This window comes from Novosphingobium sp. MBES04 (assembly GCF_000813185.1).
Classification (GTDB): Bacteria; Pseudomonadota; Alphaproteobacteria; order Sphingomonadales; family Sphingomonadaceae; genus Novosphingobium; species Novosphingobium decolorationis.
Genome location: NZ_DF850488.1, coordinates 1,593,096 through 1,616,431, shown reverse-complemented (window position 1 = coordinate 1,616,431; position 23,336 = coordinate 1,593,096). Strand labels below are relative to the sequence as shown.

Genomic DNA, 23,336 nt, shown 5'->3' with positions numbered 1-23,336 from the left:
GGGCCCTCGGATAATTCCTCCTCCAGATTGGGGGCGTGATCGGGTTCGTGTGCTTTCGCTTTGAGGTGCAAATCTTTAGGGCAAAGCATGTCGCTCCGGTTCGCAGGACCTGATGAGTCAGGCCCGGCCTACGTGTGGAAAGGAAAACGTCATGCCCGCAACCCCTCTGCCGCTGCCTGAATTCGCACCTGTCCTGGCCGAGGTGCAGGGTAAGGGGGCGGTCTTTCCGGTGCGGCGGATCTACTGTGTGGGGCAGAACTATGCCGAGCATGCGCGGGAAATGGGGAGCGATCCCGATCGTCCCTCCCCCTTCTTCTTCAGCAAGCCGGCCGATGCGGTGGTGCCCTCCGGCAGTGTGCTTGCCTTCCCCTCCCGGACCGAGAACCTGCATCACGAAGTGGAACTGGTCGTCGCGCTCGGGGGCGGTGGGCATGACCTGGCGCCCGAGGATGCCGAGGCGCTTGTCTTCGGCGCGGCCGTCGGGTTCGACATGACGCGACGGGATCTCCAGACCGAGGCCAAGGCGAAGGGCCGTCCCTGGGACATGGCCAAGGGCTTCGATGCCTCGGCGCCGCTGGGGCCTATCGTGCCGGGGATGCCGCCACGCGACGCCGCGATCCGCTGCGAACTCGATGGAGAGGTGCGCCAGCAGGGCGACATCGCGCAGATGATCTGGTCGGTGCCGGAGATCCTTGCGCATCTCTCGCGTTACGTGACCCTGGCACCGGGTGATCTCGTCTTTACCGGAACCCTGCCGGGGTCGGACCTGTCCGTCCGGGGCAGCATCTCCGCGGCGAAATCGCGGGCCTGCCGCCTGTCGAGGTCCGTTACGAAGCCTGAGTTTGGAGCGCGCGGTGCCGTTCACCTGACGGCTTTTGCAAATGCTAGTTACTTTTCATGTGCAGTCGATTGAGGTATCTGCGGAAACTTGTGTGCAGCTGCAGGCCCTGATAACGGAACATCATGTCGACTTGTGACCTTTGTGTTGTCCGGAACCGGGCGATTTGTGCGTCTCTCAACGCCAACGAACTCGAGGCCCTCAACGCGATCGGGCGCACGCGCAAGATCACGCCGGGCGAATCGCTGATCTGGGAAGGCGAGGATTCGGTCCTCGTCGCCAACGTGATCGAGGGTGTCCTCAAGCTGTCGACCAACACCGAGGATGGGCGCGAGCAGATCGTCGGCGTGGTCTACCCTTCCGACTTTATCGGGCGCCCCTTTGGCGGCACCAGTGGGCACGGTGTGACCGCGCTTACCGAAGCCAAGGTCTGCGTGTTCTCGCGCCGCGATTTCGATGCCTTTGCCCGTGAGCACCCCTCGCTGGAGCACAAGCTGCTCGAGCGTACGCTGGGCGAACTGGACCGCACGCGCCGCTGGATGCTGCTGCTGGGCCGCAAGTCGGCGGCCGAGAAGATGGCGAGCTTCCTGGTCGAGATGACCGAGCGCCTGGGGGGCAGCGGCTGCAAGATCCCGCTCGATGCTCCGCAGGAGCGCCACCTCACGCTGCCGTTCTCGCGCCAGCAGATTGCCGACGTGCTGGGCCTGACGATCGAGACGGTGAGCCGTCAGTTCACGCGCCTGCGCAATGAAGGCATCATCGACCTGCCCTCGCGCCGCGATGTCATCATTCGCGACATGGATGCGCTCGCGGCCGAAGCGGGCTGATTCGCAGCAGACCTGGACCGTGCCGTGGGCGGAGTGCCGCACGCGATGCATGCGCGCGTGCACAGACCGCATGGTCGGATCGGAAACCGTGCGCCGGGTAGCGAGTTGGGCAAGGCATGCCACCGCGTTCGAATTCGTACGATATTGCGCCCGAGGCGACCTCGAGTGCGCCCCCTGAAGGCGTTGATCCCGGGATTGGCGGGCAAGGGTTCCTGCGCCGCGTTCTGACCCGCAAGGGGCTCGATCTCTATCTGCGCAATGCCCTCGCGAGTGTCGCGACATTCCTCCTCGATCTCGCTTTCATCTGGGTCCTGGTGGAGAAGGCCGGGGCCGGTCGCTTGCTGGCGGTCGCATTGGGGTTCCTCCTGGCCAACGCGCTCCACTACGTTCTGGCGCGGGTCTGGATCTTTCGGGGCAGTGCGCGCGGGATGGCGTCGGGCTATGTACTTTTCGTCGGCAACGCGCTGGTCGGGCTGGGGCTCATCCTGGGCGCCTTCACGCTGCTGAGCGATGTCCTGGGGGTGCCCTATCTGGCCGCCCGGATCGCGGCCTCGCTGGTGGCGGGGACCGCCGTGTTCCTGTTCAACGCGACGGTCAATTTCAGGAAGCTGTAGACGGGCCCGGCACAGGCACGCAAAAAAGGGGGAGCGGTGTGCTCCCCCTTTCCTCGCATGCAGCGTGTGTCCCTTGAAGTGGAGGCCCTGGGCCTCGCCCGGGCTCAGAAGCGGTAGGTGACGCCCGCGCTGAGAACCCAGGGATCCAGGTTGTGCTTGGTCTCGAGCACCTTGGTGTCCTCGACGTAGAACTTGGCGGTGGGCTTCATGAAGTACTTCTTGGCGTCGAGCGAGACGCCGAAGCCGCTGTCGCCCAGCGCGATGTCGACACCGCCCTGCAGCGCCACGCCGAACGAGTTCGACATCTTCACGCGGTCCACGCCCAATGCCTGGGCGGTCGCGCCCGGCTTCTCGTCGAACACGAAGAAGACCGAGGGGCCCGCGCCGATGTAGGGCTTGAAGGGCGTGCCGGTGGGCAGGTGGGCCTTGAGCGTCACCGTGGCGGGCAGGATCAGGACATGGTCGACCAGCTCGGTGCCCGAGAGATCGGCGGCGCCGTTGACGTGGTGCTGGGTGAAGCAGCAGATCGTCTCGAGCGAGAAGTTCTTGTTGAAGAAGTATTCGACCGCGAGTGTGGGGACCACATTGTCGTTCGCCTTGGCGTCGACGTCGCTCACGCCCATGTCGGCAAGCGTGTCGCCCAGACCTGCATCGAGGTACTTGATCTTGTCGATCTCGCCGTTGGGCAGGACGGCCGTGCCGAGCACCTTGACCTGGAACTTGCCGTCCGGACTGCCAGCCATGGCGGGCGTGGAGAGGGCAGTGGCCGCGGCCAGGGCGACGAACATCGTCATCTTGCGCATAGTCATTTCTTCCATTGCCGCCGGGGCCGCACCATGCGTGTCCCCCCTCTTGAGCGGCTGCGGAAATGCCTTTGCGGCAATTGCGAGCAAGTTGATTTGATCGCGCGCAAAACAACGGAAAGCTGCGTTTAAATTCATTGCTCGTGCAATTTGATCATTATCAATGCTGGATCAGGTGTTACTCTCCAAGGCGTTCGTCAGGTTCAGCAACAGTCTCGAAAGAGAAATGATATGGTAACGGTTCTCGCGCGGGCGGGCCTTTGGCTCGCCGTGCTCTTCCTTGCCGTCATCGGGGTCGCGCTCGCGGCTGATGGGGGTTTCGCCATTCACATGAGCATCGTCGCGCTGGCCGCGCTGATCGCCGTGTGGTTCACGGTGCGCAGCGCGGATTACAGCGCGATCGCGCGCGGTATCCTCAGGATGCCCGACGAGGGTCGCTACGATGACGACCCGGTGCGCTGGGGTGTCATCGCGACGGTGTTCTGGGGCGTGGTGGGCTTTGCGGCGGGCGTGTTCATCGCCGCCCAGCTGACCTGGCCCTGGCTCAACCTCGAGCCCTACCTCAACTTCAGCCGCCTGCGCCCGCTGCACACCTCGGCGGTGATCTTTGCGTTCGGGGGGAACGCGCTGATCGCCACGAGCTACTACGTCGTGCAGCGCACCTGCCGGGCGCGCCTGGCCTTCCCGGGCCTCGCGCGGTTCGTGTTCTGGGGCTACCAGCTGTTCATCGTGCTCGCGGCCACCGGCTACGTGCTGGGCATCAGCCAGTCCAAGGAATACGCCGAGCCCGAATGGTACGTCGACTGGTGGCTGACGATCGTGTGGGTCTGCTACCTCGCGGTCTTCGTGGGCACGATCATCAAGCGCTCCGAGCCGCACATCTACGTTGCGAACTGGTTCTACCTCTCCTTCATCATCACCGTGGCCATGCTCCACGTGGTCAACAACCTCGACTGGCCGGTGAGCTTCGTCGGCTCGAAGAGCTACCCGGTCTTTGCGGGCGTGCAGGGCGCGCTGGTGCAGTGGTGGTACGGCCACAACGCGGTGGGCTTCTTCCTGACCGCCGGCTTCCTGGCGATGATGTACTACTTCGTGCCCAAGCAGGCCGAACGTCCGGTCTATTCCTACCGCCTTTCGATCATCCACTTCTGGTCGCTGATCTTCATCTACATCTGGGCCGGACCGCACCACCTGCACTACACCGCGCTGCCCGACTGGGCGCAGACGCTGGGCATGGTCTTCTCGATCATGCTGTGGATGCCCAGCTGGGGCGGCATGATCAACGGCCTGATGACGCTGAACGGCGCCTGGGACAAGGTCCGCACCGACCCGATCATCCGCATGATGGTCATGGCGCTCGCCTTCTACGGCATGAGCACCTTCGAGGGGCCGATGATGTCGATCAAGTTCGTCAACTCGCTCTCGCACTACACCGACTGGACCATCGGTCACGTCCACTCGGGCGCGCTGGGCTGGAACGGCATGATCACCTTCGGCGCGATCTACTATCTGGTGCCGCGCCTGTGGAACCGCGAGCGACTCTACTCGGTGCGCATGGTCAACTGGCACTTCTGGCTCGCGACCATCGGCATCGTCTTCTACGCCGCGAGCATGTGGGTCGCAGGCATCATGCAGGGCCTCATGTGGCGTGAATACGGCGCGGACGGGTACCTCGTGAACACCTTCGCCGACACTGTCGCCCGGATGTACCCGATGTACGCGATGCGCGCCTTTGGCGGCCTGCTCTACCTCGCGGGCGGTGCGATCATGGTGCTCAACGTGTGGAAGACCATCGCGGGGCAGCTGCGCGAGGAAGCGCCGATGCACAACGCTTCCTACGATCCCGAGGCCGACAAGCCGCTGCCCGGCGCCCGCGCCGCGCAGGCCAACTGAAGCGCTTGGAAAGGGAACAGGTAAAATGACTTCCATGACCGAGCGCCACAAGAAGCTCGAAAAGAACATCACCCTGCTCGGCGTCTGCGCCTTTGGTGCGGTGATCGTGGGCGGCATCGTCGAGATCGCCCCGCTGTTCTGGATCGACAACACCATCGAGAAGGTGGAGGGGATGCGCCCCTACACCCCGCTCGAGCAGGCCGGCCGCGACATCTACGTGCGCGAGGGGTGCTACGTGTGCCATAGCCAGATGATCCGTCCCTTCCGCGACGAGGTCGAGCGCTATGGCCACTACAGCCTCGCCGCCGAATCGATGTACGACCACCCGTTCCAGTGGGGCTCCAAGCGCACCGGGCCGGACCTGGCGCGTGTGGGCCTGCGCTACTCGGACAGCTGGCACGTCCAGCACCTCACCGACCCGCAGTCGGTGGTGCCCGAAAGCGTGATGCCCAAGTACGGGTTCCTCGCCGAGAACGACCTCGACGTCCCCGACATCGCGGCCAACCTCACCGCGCTGCGCCATGTCGGGGTGCCCTACACCGACAAGGACATCGAGATGGCCATGGCCGACCTGTCGGCCCAGGCTGACCCGATGGCCGACGCCGGCGACCTCGAGGAGCGCTATCCCAAGTCGCAGATCCGCGACTTCGACGGCGACCCTTCGCGCCTGACCGAAATGGACGCGCTGGTCGCCTACCTGCAGATGCTGGGCACCCTCGTCGACGTCAACGACGCGGCGGCTCAGGAGGAACTCGCTTCGGAGAAGGGGCGATGAACGCGCACTCCACTTACGAGACGCTGCGGCACATCGCCGACAGCTGGGGGCTCCTCGCCATGATGCTGGTCTTCCTCGTGCTCATCGCCTGGCCTTTCCGGCCGGGCCACCGGGCCAGGAACGAGGAAGCCGCCACCATGATCTTCAAGGACGAGAACGATGGCTGACAAGCGTTTTGACGAAGCCACGCAGACCGAGACCGTCGGCCACGAATGGGACGGGATCGAGGAACTGAACACGCCGCTGCCGCGCTGGTGGCTCTGGACTTTCTACGCCTGCATCGTCTTTGCGATCGGCTACACCGTGGCCTACCCGGCCTGGCCGGGGATCAGCTCGGCCACGCAGGGCGTCCTGGGCTGGACCAGCCGTGGGCAACTCGCCAAGGAGATGGACGAGGCTGCGGCAGCGCGCGCCAAGACTGTCGCCTCGCTGGCCGACATGCCGATCGAGCAACTGCCCCAGCACCCCGAACTGATGCGCGCGGCGGTTGCGGGCGGCTCGGCGGCCTTCAAGGTCAACTGCGTGCAGTGCCACGGCGCGGGCGCAGCGGGTTCGAAGGGCTATCCCAACCTCAACGACGACGACTGGCTGTGGGGCGGTGACCTCCAGACCATCGAGACCACGCTCATCTACGGCATCCGCCAGCCCGGCGAGGACATGACGCGCCAGTCGATGATGCCCAACTTCGGCAGCGACGGCCTGCTCGATGCTGGTCAGATCCGCGATGTGGCCGGCTATGTCCTCAGCCTCTCGGGCAAGGAGAAGACGAGCGCGGCCACCCAGCGCGGCGCGCAGGTCTTTGCCGACAACTGCGCGGTCTGCCACGGCGAGAACGCGAAGGGCAACCGGGATCTGGGTGCTCCCAACCTCTCGGACGCGATCTGGCTCGACGGGGGCAGCAAGGCCGAAGTCGAAGCGCAGATCCACCACCCGCATCACGGCGTGATGCCGGCCTGGGGCGAACGTCTCGATCCGGTCACGATCAAGATGCTGGCCGCCTACGTCCACTCGCTGGGCGGCGGCGAGGAGTTCGCGGCACCGGTGGCCGAAGCAGCCCCCCGAAGGCGAGGATATCGCCGAAGAGGCAGTCGAGACACGCGAGTAACACAGGACTGACAACGGACTGACAGGGGCCGGGGAGGCAAGGACCCCGGCCCGACCCTTCAGGCGTAACCCGGTCTTTCGCCCCCATCGCGAAAGCCGGACCACACCTTCCGGGCCGCTCAGCCCCCCATTTCGATGACGGGCGGACAACGGACATGAACAAGCCAGAACCGATCACCCCCAGCGCCGAGGCTCCGGTCTCGCTCTATGCCAAGCACGAGCCGGTCTTCAACCGGCGCATCGACGGCAAGTTCCGCCGCATCAAGTGGGCGATCATGGCGACGTGCCTGGCGATCTACTGGGTGACCCCCTGGCTGCGCTGGGACCGCGGTCCCTATGCGCCCGACCAGGCGGTGCTGATCGACCTCGAACACCGCCGTTTCTACATGTTCGGCATCGAGATCTGGCCCCAGGAATTCTATTTCGTGGCGGGCCTCCTCATCATGGCGGGCATCGGCCTGTTCCTGGTGACGAGTGCAGTAGGCCGTGCGTGGTGCGGCTATGCCTGCCCGCAGACGGTCTGGACCGACCTTTTCCAGCACGTCGACCGCCTTATCGACGGGGACCGCAACGCGCGGTTTCGCCTCTACAAGGCCCCCTGGGGCCCGGCCAAGATCGCGCGGCGCGTGTTCAAGTGGGCGATCTACCTTGCGATCTCCTTCGCCACGGGCGGCGCGTGGATCTTCTACTTCGCCGATGCCCCCACGCTCCATCAGGAGTTCTGGAGCGGCACGGCCGCGCCCGTCGCCTATGGCACGGTGCTTGTGCTCACGCTTACCACCTTTGCGCTGGGCGGCTTCATGCGCGAGCAGGTGTGCATCTACATGTGTCCCTGGCCGCGCATCCAGACCGCGATGCTCGATGAGAAGAGCCTCATCGTCACCTACAAGGACTGGCGCGGCGAGAAGCGCGGCAGCCTCAAGAAGGCGCAGAAGAACCCCGGCGAATACGGCGACTGCATCGACTGCAACCAGTGCGTGGCGGTCTGCCCGACCGGCATCGACATCCGCGAGGGGCCGCAGATCGGCTGCATCACCTGCGCGCTGTGCATCGATGCCTGCGACCGCGTCATGGCCGAGACCGGCCGTCCGCGCGGCCTCATCGACTACGCGACGCTGGAAGACGCGGAAAACGAAAAGAAGGGCCATCCGCCCACCCGGCACGCCAAGCTCATCTGGCGCCCGCGCACGCTGGTCTACTTCGCGGTCTGGGCGGGCATCGGCCTTGGTCTGCTCTTCATGCTGGGCACGCGCGTCCACACCGATGTCTCGGTCGCCAAGGACCGCAACCCGCCCTATATCCTGATGAGCGATGGTTCGGTGCGCAACGGTTATACCCTGCGCCTGCACAACATGCAGAACCGCCCGCGCGAAATGGACCTCGGCATCGAGGGCCTGCCCGGCGCGGTGATGTGGACCGAGGACATGGCCCGCGAGGCCGCTTCGCGGACCCTGACGCGCACCGTCGCGCCCGATGCGACGCAGGTCGTGCGGGTCTATGTGGTGGCGCCGCAGGACACTCGCGACCAGGATTTCGCCTTCACCCTGGAAGCGCAGGGAGAAGAGCGTGAAAGCGATACCGCCAAGGCGCAGTTCGATGCGCCCGGAGATGAATGATGGCAGGTGACACGAACATGGCGAAACGCCCCACGCGCAAGCCCTTTACCGGCAAGCACATGACCCTGATCCTGGTGGCCGGTTTCACGGTCATCGTGGGGGTCAACGTGTTCATGGCCACGCTGGCGAGCCGGACCTTCGGCGGCATTGTCGTCGAGAACTCCTACGTCGCCAGCCAGAAGTTCAACACCTGGCTCGACGAGGCCCGCCGCGAGGAGGCGCTGGGCTGGCAGGTCGCGGTTGCGCGGCGCGGCGATGGCCGCCTCCAGCTCGAGCTCACCGGCGCGCCCGAGGACGCGCAGGTTCTCGCCGAGGCGCGCCACCCGCTCGGCCACAAGCCCGACCAGGCGCTGACCTTCACGCGCGGGTCGGACGGGACCTGGGCCAGCGACGCCGTCCTGCCTGAAGGGCGCTGGACGCTGCGCCTGCGTGTCGAGACGCCCGAGGGCGCGGTCTGGCGGACAGAGCGGGCCGTGCTGTGAACGCGCCTGTCACCGATCTCGTGGCGCCGTCCCCGGGCACCGCCGCGACGCCCGAGGCCGATTTCGTCGACAGCCGCTTCACGGTTCCGGGCATGCGCTGTGCGGGCTGCATCGCCAAGGTCGAGCGCGGGCTGGGTGCGATCGCAGGGGTGGAGGCTGCGCGCGTCAACTTCTCGGCCAAGCGCGTCGCCGTCCACCATGCCGCCGCGATCACCGACGATGACCTGATCGAGGCCCTGCGCAAGCTCGGCTTCGAGGCCGAACGCGCTGCCGAAAACCCGCTGGCGCGCGACGATGGCGAACAGCGCCGGTTGGCGCGTGCGCTGGCTGTGTCCGGGTTTGGCATGATGAACATCATGCTGCTCTCGGTATCGGTCTGGTCGGGCGCGGACGCGATCACGCGCGACATGTTCCACTGGATCAGCGCGCTTATCGCGGTGCCGGTGATCGCCTATGCCGGGCGTCCCTTCTTCGCATCGGCCGCGATGGCGCTGCGCTATCGGCGCACCAACATGGACGTGCCGATCAGCATCGGCGTGCTGCTCGCCACGGGCATGAGCCTCTATGAGACACTGACCGGGGGCCCCCATGCCTATTTCGACGGCGCGGTGATGCTGCTCTTCTTCCTCCTTGCAGGGCGCGTTCTCGATGCAATGATGCGCAGCCGTGCGCGCTCGGGGATTGCCGCGCTGCTGGGGCGCATGGGCAAGGGCGCGCAAGTGCTGAACCCGGACGGCTCGACCCGCTACGTCGCGGCCGAGGGGCTGGCGCCCAACATGGTCATGCTGGTGGCCGCGGGCGAATCACTCGCCGCTGATGGCGTCATCGTGGCAGGGCGCACCCGCGTCGATTCCTCGATGCTGACGGGCGAGAGCGATCCCCGCCCCGTGCTGGAGGGCGAGACCATCCACGCCGGGATGATCAATCTGGGCGACCCGGTGCGGGTCAAGGTGACGGCGGCCGCGCAGGACACCGCGATTGCCGACATCGCGCGCCTCATGGACGAGGCCGGACAGTCGCGTTCGCGCTACGTGCGCATCGCCGACCGTGCCTCGCGCCTCTATGCGCCCGCCGTGCACAGCCTCGCCGCGCTCAGCTTCCTGGGCTGGTGGCTGGCGGGGGCAGGGGTCTACAAGGCGCTCCTCATCGCCGTTTCGGTGCTCATCATCACCTGCCCTTGCGCGCTGGGCCTCGCCGTGCCCGCGGCGCAAGTCGTCGCCTCGGGCGCGCTCATGCGCCGGGGCCTGCTCATCAAGGACGGTTCCGCGCTCGAACGTCTGGCTGAGGTGGATCAGGTGCTGTTCGACAAGACCGGTACGCTGACGCTGGGCGAACCGCGCCCGGTGGACCTGGACGTACTCGATGCGCAAGGCCGCAGCGTGGCGCTCGCGCTGGCGCAGGCGAGCCGTCATCCGCTCAGCCGCGGGCTGGCCAAGGCGCTGCGTGCCGCAGGTACCGAGCCCGCCGTGCTCGACGGTGTCAGCGAGGAAGCGGGGCAAGGCATGCAGGCGCGCTACCACGGCCGCGAGGTCGCGTTTCTGCGCCCCGAATTCGAGGTCGGCGGGCTTGCCGTCGACTTGCTCGTTGATGGCACGCGCACGCGCCTTGCCTTCTCCGATCCGCTGCGCCCCGATGTGCGCGAAACACTGGCAGAGCTTTCCGGGCAGGGCGTCACGGCGGCCATCGTTTCGGGCGACCGCGAAACCTCCGTTGGCGCCGTCGCCAAGGACCTTGGGCTGTTCGCCACCCATTCGATGAAGCCGGCCGGAAAGCTGGCGCTGCTCGAGCGGCTGAAGGGCGCAGGGCACTTCCCGCTGATGGTCGGCGATGGCCTGAACGACGGGCCGGCCCTTGCCGGAGCGCATGTCTCCATTGCGCCGGGCGGGGCCAGCGATGTCAGCCAGCAGGCGGCCGATGCGGTCTTCGTGGGCGAGCGGCTGATGCCGGTCGCGCTGGCGCTGCGCGTGGCGCGCCGGACCATGGCGATCGTGCGCCAGAACTTCGCGATGGCCGCGATCTACAACGTCTTTGCCGTGCCGCTTGCCATTGCGGGCCATGTGACCCCGCTCGTCGCCGCAATCGCGATGTCGGGCAGCTCGCTGGTTGTCGTGGGCAATTCGCTGCGTCTTGCCCGCGCGGCGGGCCGGGCACGCGAGCAGGCGTAAGCGCGCACCATGACGATTCTTGGCTTTCTGATTCCGCTCGCGCTCATCATGGGCCTCGTTGGCCTGGTCGGCTTCTTCTGGGCGATGAAGAGTGGCCAGTTCGAGGACCTCGACGGGGCGGCCAACCGCATCCTCATCGACGAGGAAGACGACAGCGACGACGCCGCGAAGGGGTGAGGCCAAGGCGCCCTTTCGGCCCTGCAATCATCCCCTGTGCGATCTTGTCGGCGTGGCTTGATCAATCGCAATGAAGCGCGCGGTAGGATCGCCCAAGGTCCCCTGCATGTGGACATATCACCCCGATCTGCTGGCGGTCCCGGTACCGCGCTACACGAGCTTCCCGACCGCGGCCGAATTCGGCGACGAGGTGGGCGAAGGCGACTTCGTCCAGGCTCTTGCCGACGTGCGCGGGGACATATCGCTCTACGTGCACATCCCGTTCTGCGAGAAGATCTGCTGGTACTGCGGGTGCAACACGAGCGCGGCCAACAAGGCCGAGCGCGTGGCGAGCTATCTCGACGCCCTCAACCACGAGATCGGCCTGGTCGCCGAGCGTGTGCCCAAGGGCGCAAAGGTCTCGCGCATCGCCTTTGGCGGGGGCAGTCCCAACGGCATCTCGCCCATCGACTTCGTGCGCATCGTCGACACGCTGATCGTGCATTTCGGGGTGACGAACCCGGTCATGTCGATCGAACTCGATCCGCGCACGCTGGGCTCGGAATGGGCCTCGGTGATCGGAGCCATTGGCATCGAGAGGGCGAGCCTTGGCGTGCAGACGTTCGCGCCGCACCTTCAGGAAGCCATCGGCCGCGTCCAGCCGACCCGCATGATCGAGAATTCGACCGCGATGCTGCGCGCGGCGGGGATCACCTCGCTGAACTTCGACCTGATGTACGGGCTTCCCGGACAGACCATGGCCGATCTCGACGCTTCGCTCGAACAGACCGTGGCTCTGGGCGCGGACCGCATCGCGCTGTTCGGATATGCCCACGTCCCGCACATGATCCCGCGCCAGCGCAAGATCGACGCCAGCGACCTGCCCGATGCCCAGGCGCGCTTCGCGATGGCCGCGCATGGCTATTCCTTCCTGCTCGATGCGGGCTACGTGCCGGTCGGTTTCGACCACTTTGCCCTGCCCGGCGACGGTCTTGCGCAGGCCATGTTGAAGGGCACCTTGCGGCGCAACTTCCAGGGCTTCACCGAGGACCCGTCCGAAGTTCTGCTGGGGCTGGGCGCTTCGGCGATCAGCGGCTTCCCGGGCCTGCTCGCCCAGAATGAGAAGAACACCGGGCGCTACCGCATGATGCTCTCGCAGGACCGGCTGCCGGTGAACCGGGGCATCGCGCGAACGGCGCAGGACCAGCACCGCGGCGCGGTAATCGAGGCGCTGCTGTGCCGGGGACGCGCGCGGATTGATGAGGCCCTGCGCGCCGAGGCCCTGCCACTGCTGCGCCCTTATCTCGATGCGGACTTGTGCGAGATCGATGGCGAGGATCTTGTCATCCGACCGGGCGGCGTGCCCTACGCGCGCTCGATCGCGGCGCGTTTCGATCCCTATCGCAAGGATTCGCTGCGGCGCTTCAGCTCCGCGGTTTGAGCGCGCCCTCGCGGGTATCGAACTCGACCCCGAAGAGATTGCCCTCGCGCCAGCGCACCAGGCCCCACAGCTCCTGACCGTCCTCCAGCCGCGCACGCACGACGCTCTCGGCGGGGGGCGGTGTGCCGAGTGCGGCTGCGCTCAGCCCGCGCGAGGATATGTCGCGCACCATCACTTCGATCGGCTGGCCACAGGCGTCGGTGAGCGCAAAGCGCGCGCACTGGCGAAGCCGCCGTTCGCGCGGGGTCGGGGTCGGTCGAAAGCGGTCATGTCCCATCCAAGACCAGAACGGCGCAGGGGGGCGCGAATTAAGGCTTCTGCGAAGAACTTCGCGAAAGATGTTCGCAGCACCTCCACGCGTGAGTGGGGCGCGTCAAGAATTGTGATCAACGCAACTGCGATTTGACCATGATCAAAGCCGGTTCCTGCCGCATCTGCGAGAAGAGAGTTGCCGGTCGCGCACCGCTGGCTGTCTCTGGCCCCGGTGCGAACCGCTTCTCCCCACCTTCGGGCGGCCCTACCTCGTGACGGGCCGCCTGTTTTTTGTCTGCGCGGCGCCTGCTCTCAGGCGCGGGTCAGGGCTTCGATGGGCAGGCTGTGCTGCGCCAGCGAAAGCGGATGCGGACGGTGGGAAACCAGCACCAGGCCCGTGCCCGTGCTTTGCAGCCAATCGCCAAGGCGCCGCACCAGTTCGCGTTCGGTTGCACCGTCGAGCCCTTCGGTCGGTTCGTCGAGCAGCAGCCAGGGACGCTCGGCCAGCAGCGCGCGGGCCAGCGAGAGGCGCTTGCGTTCCCCGCCCGAAAGCGGTGCGCCGTCCTCGCCCAGCATCGTGTCGAGGCCTGCGGGCAGGCGCGCGATCCTTTCGTCGAGGCAGGCAATGGTGAGCGCGGCGCGCATCGCGTCCTCGGTGATTCCGGGGCGGGCGAGGCGCAGGTTGTCGGCGATCGATCCTGTGAGCAAGGGCGCGTCCTGCGCGCTCAGCGCAAACTGGCTGCGCAAGGTATCCTCGGTGCATTCGGCCAGCGGGGCACCGTCGATCCAGATCGGCGCGGTACTTGCGCGAAGCCCGGCGAGCGCCTCAAGCGCAAGGGTCTTGCCTGAGCCGGATGTTCCCAGCAGGGCGATGTGGCCACCTGGGGCAAAGTCGTGGGTTCCCAGTCGCAAGGGGGCGGCGAGGGGGGGCTCGCTCGGCGCCGTCGGCAAAGGCTGCTCGGCAAGGTCCAGCAGGCTTTCCAGGCGGCGCAGGCCTTCCTCGACGCGGGCCTGGCGCAGCGCGGTGCGCGAGATTGCGGCGAGCGCCTCGATAGCCGCGGTGGCGGCGAGCAGGCCGAGCGCGGCAAGCGCGGGGCCGCCCGAGGCTGTGGCAAGGACGGCGATGGCCGCCAGCGCGCCGTAGAGGAGCTGGAAGGCCGCAACACCGGCTTCCGCCCGGAACAGCGTGCGGCGTGCGGCATCGAGGCGCGCGATGGGCTCGACCAGCTCGTCGAGGACTGTCTCGACAAGACCATAGGCGGCGATCTCGGCGCGGGCCTGCGCCATGTCGACATAGCGGGCGCGCAGCTCTCCCAGCGCTTCGGCGGCGTCGCGCGCGGGCGCGGCGGTGAGGCGGCGCGACAGTGCGGTCACGGCGAAGGGAAAGACAACGAGCAGCCCTGCCAGCAGCAGCGCGGGTAGCCAGCCCGAAAGGGCGGCGAGGGCCACGCCCGCCAGCGCGGCGGCCAGGCTGCCTGGGCGCGTGGGCTGGCGCACGATGAGGTCTTCGAGCGATTCGATGTCGCCGATCAGCCGCGCGCTCGCCTCGCCCGCCGAGACATCGGGGGCACGGCGCGTGTCCTGCGCGGCGAGCAGGCGGAAGAGGCGGCTGCGCAGGTCCGCCATCGCGGTCAAGGCGGCCTTGTGCGAGAGCATGCGCTCGCCGTAGCGGCTGACCGTGCGCAGAATGGCCAGGAGGCGGATCGCGGCGCTGGGGATCAGGTAGTTGAACGCCTGCACGGCCAGGAGGCCCGAGGCGCCCGCGATGGCCGCGCCGGTCAGGAACCAGCCCGAGACACCAAGCAGCAGCAAGCCGCTCAGCGCCGCGACCACGGCCGAGAGCGTGCCCAGACGCAGCACGCGGCGGACAGGGGCTGTCGGGCGGGCCAGTTCGACCGGATGCGAGGAGGCGGGGCGACTCACAGGGCGATCTCCTGTTGGGCGATGGCCCGGACGGTTTCATCGTGGGTGGCGACAAGGAGCGCCCGCTCGCGGGAAAGCTCCTGCAACACGGCCACGATCTGCGCGGCGCTGGCGGCATCAAGGTCGGCGGTGGGCTCGTCGCACAGGAGCAGCGGGCGGCCTGAAAGCAGCGCGCGGGCCAGCCCGATCCGGCGACGCTCGCCGCCCGAGAGGCCCGAGCCCTTGTGGTCGATGACAAGGTCGAGCCCGCCGCGTTTCTCCAGCAGCGGGCCAAGGCCGACCCGGCGGGCGGCGACCAGGACCGCGGCATCGCAGGCCTTTGGCGCGGCGAGTGCGAGATTGCGGCGCAGCGAGCCGGGCAGCAGCAGCGGGCGCTGCGCGGCCCAGGCTACGTTGGCGGGATCGAGCGGGTGTCCGGCGAAGGTCGTGATCCGGCCCGAGGAGGCCTCGATCTGCCCGGCGATGGCGGCCAGCGTGCTGGTCTTGCCGCTGCCCGAGGGGCCGCTCAAGGCCACGATGCCCGTGCGTGGCAGGCGCAGGTCGACAGGCCCGATGCAGACGGTGGGCCAGGCAAGAATCAGCCCCTCGACGACGAGCCCGTCGAAAGGGGGAGACTTTGGGGCCGAAGCGTCGGAGGGTTCTTCCTGGCGTTCGGGGGCATACTCGGCCAGCGCGCTCTCGGCGGCCTCGCCCATCTGCTTCTCGTGGTAGGCGGCGGCAAGGCGGCGCATGGGCAGGTAGACCTCGGGCGCCATGGCGAGCGCAAAGAAGGCGCGGCCCAGCGTCAGCGGCTCGGGCGGGGTGAAGGGCAAGAGGCCCAGCAGCGCGAAGCCGCAGTAGATCGCCACGAGCGCAACCGCGATGGCCGCAAAGAATTCGAGCACCGCGCTCGACAGGAAGGCCGCGCGCAGCACCGCGACGGTGCGGCTCGCCACGCCGTGGGTGGCGTCCTCGACCTGGCGGGCGATGCGCGCCTGCGCGCCGTAGTGCCGGATGAGAGGAAGATGCCGGACCCGGTCAACGAAGAGGCCGGAGAGCGCGGCCAACGCGTCGAGCTGACGTTCCGAGGCCCGCCGCGCGGCGGTGCCGGCAAAGATCATCCCGACCACGAAGGGCAGCAGCGTTGCCAGCAGGATCAGCGCGGAAAACCAGCTCGCCAGGGCAATGAGGCCGATGGCAAGGAGCGGGCCGACCACCGCCGAGACGCGGGCCGGCTGGAAGCGGGCACCGTGCTCCTCGATGGCCTGGACGTGATCGATGGCCAGCGCCGCGCTGGTTCCCGCGCTGACCGGTGCGGGGAGGCGCCCCCCAAGCAGCCGCGCCATCGCGGCGCGGCGCCAAAGGTTTGCACCGTTTTGCGCACCAGGCATTGCGAAATGGTGCACGAGGAGGACGCTGCTGGCGCGCAGGAGCGCTCCTCCTGCAAGGCAGGCGAGCCAGCCAAAGAGGGCCGTACCCGCCACAAGTGCTTCCACGCCGCCGGAAATTCCCCAGGAAAACAGGGCCGCACCGAGGATATCGAGGGCCCAGAACTGCCCGGCTCTTTTGGGTTTCATAAATCGGCAACTGTGTAAGTGATATTGACTCAAGACCTGGCGAGGCCTAGGCGGGGGCTATTGAGTGCAAGCGCGTGACGCAAGTGCCGCGTTCGAGCACGCCGCTACTTGGGATTGACTGCGATCAATGCCCGGAATGCCTTTGCACTCCAAGGGGCTACGCACGGATCGCACCAGAAATGCAAAGGTGACCCCCCATGATCGACTTCGCTGTCGTCGAATTGTCACGCCTTCAGTTCGCCCTCACGGCACTCTACCACTTCCTTTTTGTCCCGCTCACCCTTGGCCTGTCCTTCATGCTGGTCATCATGGAGAGCGTCTATGTCATCACCGGACGGCCGATCTGGCGCGACATCACGCGCTTCTGGTCCAAGTTGTTCGGCATCAACTTCGTCCTGGGGGTCGCCACCGGCCTCACCATGGAGTTCGAGTTCGGGACCAACTGGTCCTATTACTCGCACTACGTGGGCGACATCTTCGGCGCGCCGCTCGCGATCGAGGGCCTCATGGCCTTCTTCCTGGAAGCGACCTTCGTGGGCCTCATGTTCTTTGGCTGGGATCGCCTCTCCAAGCGCGGTCACTTGCTGACGACGATCATGGTGGCGCTGGGCTCCAACCTCTCGGCGCTGTGGATCCTCATCGCCAACGGCTGGATGCAGCACCCGACCGGTTCGAGCTTCAACCCCGACACCATGCGCATGGAGGTGACGAGCTTCTTCGACGTCGTCTTCAACCCGGTGGCGCAGGCCAAGTTCGTCCACACCGTGAGCGCAGGCTACGTGACCGCCAGCGTCTTCGTCCTGGGCGTTTCCTCGTACTACCTGCTGCGCGGCCGTTTCCTGGAACTCGCCAAGCGCAGCTTCACCGTCGCGGCTGCCTTTGGCCTGGCTTCCTCGCTCTCGGTCGTCGTGCTGGGCGATGAAAGCGGCTATGCCCTTGGCGACAACCAGCAGATGAAGCTCGCCGCGATGGAAGGCATGTGGCACACCGAGGCCAGCCCCGCAGGCCTTTCGGTCATCGCCTACCCTTCGCAGGAAAGGCGCGAGACGCTCTTCGAGGTCAAGGTGCCCTACGTGCTGGGCCTGATCGCCACGCGCTCGCTGACCGGCCAGGTCGAGGGTATCTATCCCCTCGTCGCCGAGGCCCGCGGCCGCATCGAGAACGGCCTTGTCGCTTACGATGCGGTCGAGAAGCTGAAGCTCGATCCCGCGAACACCGCCGCGCGCGCGCAGTGGGAGACCGCCAAGAACGATCTTGGTTACGCGATGCTGCTCAAGCGCTACGTTGCCGACCCGCGCACGGCCGATGCGGTGACCATCGACAAGGCAGCCTGGGACACCGTGCCCGAAGTGCCCGTCCTGTTCTGGGGCTTCCGCGCCATGGCGGGCATCGGTTTCGTTCTCATCGCCTTCTTTGCGACCGCCTTCGCGCTCTCCTCGACGCGTCGGTTCGACAAGCGCTGGTTCCTGCGCGCGGCTCTCTTCGTCATGCCGCTGCCCTGGCTGGCTGCGGAGCTGGGCTGGATCGTCGCCGAAGTCGGGCGCCAGCCCTGGGCGGTCGACGGCGTGCTGCCGACGTTCCTCGCCAACTCCAGCCTGACCGTGCCGCAGCTGTGGACCACGATTGCCGGCTTCACGCTCCTTTACGGCGCGCTGGCGGTGATCGAGGTGCGCCTCATGCTCGCCTCGATCCGCAAGGGGCCGGAGGAATACCGCCCCTGGCGCCCGGGCCGCGAAGAGCCCGCCGAAGTCGCGACGGCTTACACCGCCGTCCCCGCGGAATGATCTGAAAGGACAGATGAAATGCCTTTCGTACCTCTCGATTACGAAACCCTGCGCCTGATCTGGTGGCTGCTCCTGGGCGTGCTCCTGATCGGCTTTGCGATTGCCGATGGCTTTGACCTTGGCGTGGCCGCCCTCCTGCCGTTCGTGGGCAAGACCGATGTCGAGCGGCGCCAGGTGATCAACACCATTGGCGCCACCTGGGAAGGGAACCAGGTCTGGTTCATCCTCGCGGGCGGCGCGATCTTCGCGGCCTGGCCCTTCGTCTACGCGGTGAGCTTTTCAGGGTTCTACCTTGCCATGTTCCTGGTGCTGGCCGCGCTGATCCTGCGTCCGGTGGGCTTCAAGTACCGCTCCAAGAAGGCCGATCCGGCCTGGCGTTCGCGCTGGGACTGGGCGCTGTTCGTGGGCGGCTTCGTGCCCGCGCTGGTCTTCGGCGTGGCGGTCGGCAACGTGCTCCTGGGCGCGCCCTTCCGGCTCGATAGCGACCTTCGCACCTTCTACGAAGGCTCGCTGCTGGGTCTGTTCACTCCCTTCTCGCTGCTGACGGGCCTGCTGTCGGTGACGATGCTGGTGCTGCATGGCGCAGGCTGGCTCAGCCTCAAGCTGGAAGAGGGCCCGGTGCTCGACCGAGCCCTGAAGTTCGGCAAGATCGCCGCGCTCGCCTCGCTCGTGCTGTTCGTGCTGGGCGGCGTCTTCGTGGCCTACGGCGACATGGGTTACCGCCTTGCCGCCGAGGCCGATCCGGCTGGCCCCTCCAACCCGCACCTGACGGGCGCGGTGGCCGCTGCTGGCGCCTGGCTCGACAACTACGCCGCGCACCCCTGGATGCTGATCGCCCCCGTGCTGGGCCTCCTTGGCCCGGTCCTCGCGTTCCTGGGCATTTCGGGGCGCAAGCACGTGCTGGTCTTTACAGGTTCGACGCTGGCGAACGTGGGCATCATCGCCACCGTGGGGCTCTCGATGTTCCCCTTCATTCTGCCCAGTTCCATCGATCCGGCCTCGAGCCTGACCTTGTGGAACGCCTCCTCGAGCCAGGGCACGCTGTTCATCATGCTGCTCGTCACGCTCATCTTCCTGCCGATCGTGCTTCTCTACACCGCCTGGGCCTACAAGGTGATGTTCGGCCGCGTGACCGACGAGGAAGTCCGTCTCAACCCCGATTTCTACTGAGGAGTTCGTCCCATGTGGTATTTTGCCTGGATCCTGGGTGTGGGCCTTGCCGTCAGCTTCGGCGTCATCAACGGCGTGTGGCACGAGTTCCACTCCGACCCGTCCGAGGATCGTACCGTCCTCGACTGAGCAGCGGTTGGCCTGACCAGAACGCCGCCTGTGTCCCAAGGGATGCTGGCGGCGTTTTCGTGTGGGGCAAGGACGTCTTCTCCCAAGGGGCCATCGCCCCTTGACCCCATACCGGGCGACCTCACCATATTCGGCCACGGCGGCGCGTGGGAGGTGAGGTAGGCGGTATGGGGAGCCCGAGGGCGATGGCCCTCGGAACCATTCCTTGGCCCTTCAGTCCTGTTTGCCAGGCAGGTGGATACAAAAATCCCGGCCGAGGCCGGGATCATGTGCTCTCAGGCAACGTGCCTCAGTGCGTGGCGGCAGTTTCCGCCCGCGCCTTGCGCCACCTCTGGAAGGTCTTTTCCGAGATGCCGCCGACCTCGCGGCAGCTTTCGACCACGCCCTTGCCCTGCGCGATGAGGGCGAGGATCGCCTGGCACCTGGCCTCCTTGTCGGGGATCGCGCTCACAGGACGCCGCCGGACTTCAGCAGCATGTAGATGGCGACGACGAAGATGAGGACGGCAAAGACCGTGGTGAGCAGGCCCTGGCCGGAGAGGCGTCGGGCGGTCCAGGTACCACCGAAGCCGCCGAGCACGCCCCCTGCGATGAGAACGGCGGCCAGCATCCAGTCGACGAGGCCCGAGAGCGCGTAGTTGGCCGCGGTGGTAAGGCCAAAGGCGGTCACCGCAACGAGGCTGGTGCCGACCGCGTTGATCATCGGCATCGAGGTCGAGGCGATCAGGCCGGGCACGATGAGGAAGCCTCCCCCGATCCCGAAGAAGCCCGAGAAGGCCCCGGTGCCAAGCCCGAAGCCCAGCACCTTGGGGGCGTTCTCGCGATTGCACTGCGCGCCGGGTATGCCCATGTTGCGCCGTCCCCGGATCATCAGTCCGCCCACCACCATCATCACGAGCGCGAAGAGGAAGAGCAGTTTCTGCCCGTCGATGGCCTTGCCCAGGGTCGAGCCGAGGAAGGCGCCGAAGATCCCGGCAAAGGCGTACATCCCCCCGCAGCGCCACTTCACGTTGCCCGAGCGCGCGTGCTGGATGAGCCCGGTTGCCGCGTTGATCGCCACGGCAAAGGCGCTTGTCCCGATGGCGACGTGGGGGCTGGGCACGCCGACAAGATAGACCATCAGCGGCACGGCCAGGATCGAGCCGCCCCCACCGACAAGGCCCAGGGTAAAGCCCACGAGAACGCCCGAGAAGGCTCCTAGGAGCAGGTAGGCGAGGTCGATGTGGGAGGCGTCGAGCATGGCGGGGGACCGGTTCAGCTGGGGGAGGGATCAGGAGTTCAGAGCAGCGGGGCGGGCGGCACCAGCCACTCCCGGCCCTTGAGCATGCCGTGCCAGTAGATCGGGGGCAGGGCGTCGGCCTTGAGGTGCCAGGCCACGCGCGAGGGCCTGGTCCCGTCGATCAGCCACCTGGGCAGCGAGGGGGCGAGCTTGCCGCCGTAGGTGAACTCGGCCAGGACGATGTGGCCGCGATCGACCGTCAGCGGGCACGAGCCATAGCATCGTAGGCCGCGACCGGGTCCTTGCCGTCGAGGGCTGCGAGCACGTTGACGGCAACCACGGGCGCCTGCTTGCGCGCGGCCGCGGCGGTCTTGGCGTTGGGGGTGCTGCACCCATCGCCCAGCGCGAAGACATTGGGCCAGCCCAGCGACTGGAGCGTCACCTGGTCGACCTCGGCGTAGCGGCTGCATCGGCAAGCGGGCTGTTCGCGATGATCGGGTTGCCCTCCTGCGGGGGGACGGCGTGGAGCATCTCGAAGCTGCGGGTGATCTCGCCCGTTTCGGTGCGGAACGTCGCTTCACGCGCAGGGCCGTCGACCGCGACGAGGGTGGAGCCGAACTTCAGGCCGATGCCGTAGCGCTCGACCGTCTCCATGAGCGCGGGCACGTAGTCGGGCACGCCGAACAGGACGCCGCCTGCGTTGTGGAACTCGACCTCGATGTCGCCCAGGACGCCGCGCTCCTCCCACTCGCTGCACGAGAGGTACATGGCCTTTTGCGGCGCGCCCGCGCACTTGATCGGCATTGGCGGCTGGCTGAACAGCGCGCGGCGCGGGGCCGGCGTGCGGGCCAGCTTCTGGACCATCTGCCAGGTGTAGGGAGCAAGGTCGTAGCGGTAGTTGGAGGTTACCCCGTTCTGGCCGAGCGCGGCCTCCAGCCCCTCAATCTTGTCCCAAGCGAGGCGGTTGCCCAGCGCGACGACAAGCACGTCGTAGGTGACGGCTGCGCCGCCTTCCAGCTCGACGGTGTTGCTGTCGGGCGCGAAGCCGCTGACGGCCGCGCGGATCCAGCTTGCGCCCTTGGGTAGGACCTCGCGGGTCTTGCGCACGGTGTCGGGCTGCTGGAAGACGCCGCCGCCGACCATGGTGAAGCCGGGCTGGTAGAAGTGGTCCTCGCTGGGCTCGACGATGGCGACATCGAGCGCGGGGCTGCGCTTGAGGAGCGAGGCCGCCGCCGCGATCCCCGCCGAGCCGCCGCCCACGATCACCACCTTGTGGTGGAGCGCGCGTCCGTTCGTGGCTCCGTTGGCGGCCGACCGGCGTCGCGCCGCGCAGGCGACCTTTTCGGAGCGGTTTCCGGTGCGGCAGAAGGCGAGGGTCGGGCCGGGATTTTCCGCGAGGATCTTCGCGAATGCCTCGGCCTGGTCCTCGGGCGCGATCTTGCCGCCGACGGGCAGGTAGAAGGGCGCGATACCCCGCCCCCGCGCGGCCTGCGCAAGCTCCTCGAAGTTCGGCTGGCCGGGCTCTTCGTTGTCGGGGCGGTTGCAGATCAGCGTGGTGATGCCGGCGGAGACGAGACCGTCGATGTCCTGCGGGTGAACCTGCCCGGAAACGTGGAGCTGACCTTCGATGTGCCGCGTCTGCATGCGCGCTTCTCCTGGAATATGCGTACTTCTGAGGTGGGGGGGAATCAGCCGCGGCGCCTGTCGACCAGGCGGAAGGCGAGCATGCCTGCCAGCATGGCGGCGACGAAGACGCCGGCGGAGACGGGGTGTAAGACGAGCGAGGCGATCGCGGGGCCCGGGCACAGGCCGCCAAGCCCCCAGCCCACACCGAACAGCGCGGCGCCGCCGATGAGGCGTGCGTCGATGAGGCGCGTGCCGGGTAGGGCGAAGTCTTCGCAGGCGAGCGGGCGGTGCATGCGGCGCTGGAGCGCCCAGGCGAGCGCCATGACGAGGACCGCGCCGCCCATCACGAAGGCGAGCGTGGGGTCCCAGTCGCCCGCAATGTCGAGGAAGCCGCGCACGCGCGCCGGGTCCATCATGCCGGAAAGGGCAAGTCCGGCGCCGAACAGCAGGCCGGAGAGTAGAGCCATCAGATTGCGCATGTCAGATACCTCCTCCCAGAGCGTTGACCAGCGCGACGGTCACCATGCCGGTCGCGATGAAGGTGAGGGTGGCGACGATCGAGCGGGGCGAGAGGCGCGAGAGGCCGCACACGCCGTGGCCGCTGGTGCAGCCACTGCCCAGGCGCGTGCCGACGCCCGTCACCAGGCCTGCGATGGCGAGAAGGACGAGCGAGGGCGGAAACTGCGCCGGGATGCCGCCGATCAGCGCCGCCACGGCCAGTGCGCCTGCCGGAAGTCCGGCGAGGAACAGGGCTGCAAGCGGCCAGGGCGCGCCGCCCGAAAGGCCCGCGACGCGCGCGGTCATTCCGCTGATCCCGGCGATGCGGCCGGGGCCCAGGAGCATGACGGCACCGGCAAGGCCGATGAGGACGCCGCCGGCCAGTCCGTGGAGCGGCTGGGCATCTGGAAACGATTGCATGAACCAGTCGAACATGAGGGGGGCTTTCTGTCTCTCTGGAAAAAAG

25 protein-coding genes are annotated in these 23,336 nt (G+C 67.2%); 15 read left to right on the top strand and 10 right to left on the bottom strand.

The window, feature by feature from the left end; all coding sequences use genetic code 11:
• Positions 1–151: 151 nt before the first annotated feature.
• From MBENS4_RS07030 to MBENS4_RS07020, 3 genes are all read left to right on the top strand, one after another.
• Complete coding sequence (locus MBENS4_RS07030; protein WP_340140801.1) at positions 152–913, top strand: fumarylacetoacetate hydrolase family protein; 762 nt, start codon at positions 152–154, stop codon at positions 911–913.
• A 50-nt stretch (positions 914–963) separates the two neighbouring features.
• Complete coding sequence (locus tag MBENS4_RS07025; protein ID WP_039389681.1) at positions 964–1,665, top strand: Crp/Fnr family transcriptional regulator; 702 nt, start codon at positions 964–966, stop codon at positions 1,663–1,665.
• A 116-nt stretch (positions 1,666–1,781) separates the two neighbouring features.
• Complete coding sequence (locus MBENS4_RS07020; protein ID WP_084591988.1) at positions 1,782–2,279, top strand: GtrA family protein; 498 nt, start codon at positions 1,782–1,784, stop codon at positions 2,277–2,279.
• Positions 2,280–2,383: 104 nt separating this feature from the next.
• On the opposite strand, the gene MBENS4_RS07015 is transcribed toward MBENS4_RS07020, so the two are convergent.
• On the bottom strand, positions 2,384–3,082 hold the full coding sequence (locus tag MBENS4_RS07015; protein ID WP_039391922.1) for an OmpW/AlkL family protein: 699 nt from the start codon (positions 3,080–3,082) through the stop codon (positions 2,384–2,386).
• A 231-nt stretch (positions 3,083–3,313) separates the two neighbouring features.
• Between MBENS4_RS07015 and ccoN the strand changes: the two genes are divergently transcribed.
• The 9 genes from ccoN (at position 3,314) to hemN (ending at position 12,714) form a co-directional block, all read left to right on the top strand.
• Positions 3,314–4,975 (top strand): cytochrome-c oxidase, cbb3-type subunit I, encoded by a 1,662-nt coding sequence (gene ccoN, locus MBENS4_RS07010; protein ID WP_039389680.1) that lies wholly within the window; start codon positions 3,314–3,316, stop codon positions 4,973–4,975.
• A gap of 25 nt (positions 4,976–5,000) precedes the next feature.
• The gene (gene ccoO, locus MBENS4_RS07005; protein ID WP_039389679.1) at positions 5,001–5,750 is read left to right on the top strand and encodes a cytochrome-c oxidase, cbb3-type subunit II; all 750 of its coding nucleotides are present in this window, start codon (positions 5,001–5,003) and stop codon (positions 5,748–5,750) included.
• Complete coding sequence (locus tag MBENS4_RS07000) at positions 5,747–5,917, top strand: cbb3-type cytochrome c oxidase subunit 3 (RefSeq protein ID WP_039389678.1); 171 nt, start codon at positions 5,747–5,749, stop codon at positions 5,915–5,917. The genes ccoO and MBENS4_RS07000 overlap by 4 nt, the downstream gene beginning before the upstream one ends.
• On the top strand, positions 5,910–6,866 hold the full coding sequence (ccoP, locus tag MBENS4_RS06995) for a cytochrome-c oxidase, cbb3-type subunit III (protein WP_052322066.1): 957 nt from the start codon (positions 5,910–5,912) through the stop codon (positions 6,864–6,866). Before MBENS4_RS07000 ends, ccoP begins: the two co-directional genes overlap by 8 nt.
• A 143-nt stretch (positions 6,867–7,009) precedes the next feature.
• Positions 7,010–8,470 (top strand): cytochrome c oxidase accessory protein CcoG, encoded by a 1,461-nt coding sequence (gene ccoG, locus MBENS4_RS06990; protein WP_039389677.1) that lies wholly within the window; start codon positions 7,010–7,012, stop codon positions 8,468–8,470.
• Positions 8,471–8,487: 17 nt separating this feature from the next.
• The gene (locus MBENS4_RS06985; RefSeq protein WP_039391919.1) at positions 8,488–8,952 is read left to right on the top strand and encodes a FixH family protein; all 465 of its coding nucleotides are present in this window, start codon (positions 8,488–8,490) and stop codon (positions 8,950–8,952) included.
• A complete protein-coding gene (locus MBENS4_RS06980; RefSeq protein WP_039389676.1) occupies positions 8,949–11,117 on the top strand; it encodes a heavy metal translocating P-type ATPase in 2,169 nt (722 codons plus the stop codon). The genes MBENS4_RS06985 and MBENS4_RS06980 overlap by 4 nt, the downstream gene beginning before the upstream one ends.
• 9 nt (positions 11,118–11,126) lie before the next feature.
• Positions 11,127–11,294 carry a cbb3-type cytochrome oxidase assembly protein CcoS gene (ccoS, locus tag MBENS4_RS06975; protein ID WP_039389675.1) on the top strand — a complete coding sequence of 56 codons (168 nt, stop codon included), beginning with the start codon at positions 11,127–11,129 and terminating at the stop codon, positions 11,292–11,294.
• Between the two features lie 106 nt (positions 11,295–11,400).
• Positions 11,401–12,714, top strand: a complete 1,314-nt coding sequence (gene hemN, locus MBENS4_RS06970; RefSeq protein WP_039389674.1) for an oxygen-independent coproporphyrinogen III oxidase — start codon at positions 11,401–11,403, stop codon at positions 12,712–12,714.
• On the opposite strand, the gene MBENS4_RS06965 is transcribed toward hemN, so the two are convergent.
• From MBENS4_RS06965 to MBENS4_RS06955, 3 genes are all read right to left on the bottom strand, one after another.
• Positions 12,698–12,991 (bottom strand): histidine kinase, encoded by a 294-nt coding sequence (locus MBENS4_RS06965; protein ID WP_039389672.1) that lies wholly within the window; start codon positions 12,989–12,991, stop codon positions 12,698–12,700. The genes hemN and MBENS4_RS06965 overlap by 17 nt on opposite strands.
• A 287-nt stretch (positions 12,992–13,278) precedes the next feature.
• Complete coding sequence (locus MBENS4_RS06960; RefSeq protein WP_052322064.1) at positions 13,279–14,889, bottom strand: amino acid ABC transporter ATP-binding/permease protein; 1,611 nt, start codon at positions 14,887–14,889, stop codon at positions 13,279–13,281.
• Complete coding sequence (locus MBENS4_RS06955; RefSeq protein ID WP_039389670.1) at positions 14,886–16,445, bottom strand: ABC transporter ATP-binding protein/permease; 1,560 nt, start codon at positions 16,443–16,445, stop codon at positions 14,886–14,888. Before MBENS4_RS06955 ends, MBENS4_RS06960 begins: the two co-directional genes overlap by 4 nt.
• Before the next feature lie 200 nt (positions 16,446–16,645).
• Here MBENS4_RS06955 and MBENS4_RS06950 point away from each other — a divergent pair, with 200 nt between their 5' ends.
• Genes MBENS4_RS06950 through cydX form a run of 3 tightly spaced genes read left to right on the top strand, consistent with a single transcriptional unit; the run spans position 16,646 to position 19,528 of the window.
• Complete coding sequence (locus MBENS4_RS06950; protein WP_199904401.1) at positions 16,646–18,229, top strand: cytochrome ubiquinol oxidase subunit I; 1,584 nt, start codon at positions 16,646–16,648, stop codon at positions 18,227–18,229.
• An 18-nt stretch (positions 18,230–18,247) separates the two neighbouring features.
• Positions 18,248–19,399, top strand: a complete 1,152-nt coding sequence (gene cydB, locus MBENS4_RS06945) for a cytochrome d ubiquinol oxidase subunit II (RefSeq protein ID WP_039389666.1) — start codon at positions 18,248–18,250, stop codon at positions 19,397–19,399.
• A gap of 12 nt (positions 19,400–19,411) precedes the next feature.
• On the top strand, positions 19,412–19,528 hold the full coding sequence (gene cydX, locus MBENS4_RS24660) for a cytochrome bd-I oxidase subunit CydX (protein ID WP_039389664.1): 117 nt from the start codon (positions 19,412–19,414) through the stop codon (positions 19,526–19,528).
• A 289-nt stretch (positions 19,529–19,817) separates the two neighbouring features.
• Here the strand turns inward: cydX and MBENS4_RS25290 are convergent, their stop codons facing one another.
• The 6 genes from MBENS4_RS25290 to MBENS4_RS06920 form a co-directional block, all read right to left on the bottom strand.
• On the bottom strand, positions 19,818–19,979 hold the full coding sequence (locus tag MBENS4_RS25290; protein ID WP_144400865.1) for a helix-turn-helix domain-containing protein: 162 nt from the start codon (positions 19,977–19,979) through the stop codon (positions 19,818–19,820).
• Positions 19,976–20,767, bottom strand: coding sequence for a sulfite exporter TauE/SafE family protein (locus tag MBENS4_RS06935; protein ID WP_039389662.1), 792 nt, complete (start codon positions 20,765–20,767; stop codon positions 19,976–19,978). Before MBENS4_RS06935 ends, MBENS4_RS25290 begins: the two co-directional genes overlap by 4 nt.
• Positions 20,768–21,005: 238 nt before the next feature.
• The gene (locus tag MBENS4_RS27350) at positions 21,006–21,188 is read right to left on the bottom strand and encodes a hypothetical protein (protein WP_340140800.1); all 183 of its coding nucleotides are present in this window, start codon (positions 21,186–21,188) and stop codon (positions 21,006–21,008) included.
• Entirely contained in the window at positions 21,185–22,390 is a 1,206-nt protein-coding gene (locus MBENS4_RS06930; RefSeq protein ID WP_340140799.1) for a bifunctional protein tyrosine phosphatase family protein/NAD(P)/FAD-dependent oxidoreductase, read from the bottom strand. The genes MBENS4_RS27350 and MBENS4_RS06930 overlap by 4 nt, the downstream gene beginning before the upstream one ends.
• Positions 22,391–22,434: 44 nt before the next feature.
• Positions 22,435–22,851 carry a DUF6691 family protein gene (locus MBENS4_RS06925; RefSeq protein WP_039389660.1) on the bottom strand — a complete coding sequence of 139 codons (417 nt, stop codon included), beginning with the start codon at positions 22,849–22,851 and terminating at the stop codon, positions 22,435–22,437.
• A gap of 1 nt (position 22,852) precedes the next feature.
• Positions 22,853–23,305: a YeeE/YedE family protein gene (locus tag MBENS4_RS06920; protein ID WP_242404818.1), complete on the bottom strand. Its 453-nt coding sequence runs from the start codon at positions 23,303–23,305 to the stop codon at positions 22,853–22,855.
• Between the last annotated feature and the right edge of the window lie 31 nt (positions 23,306–23,336).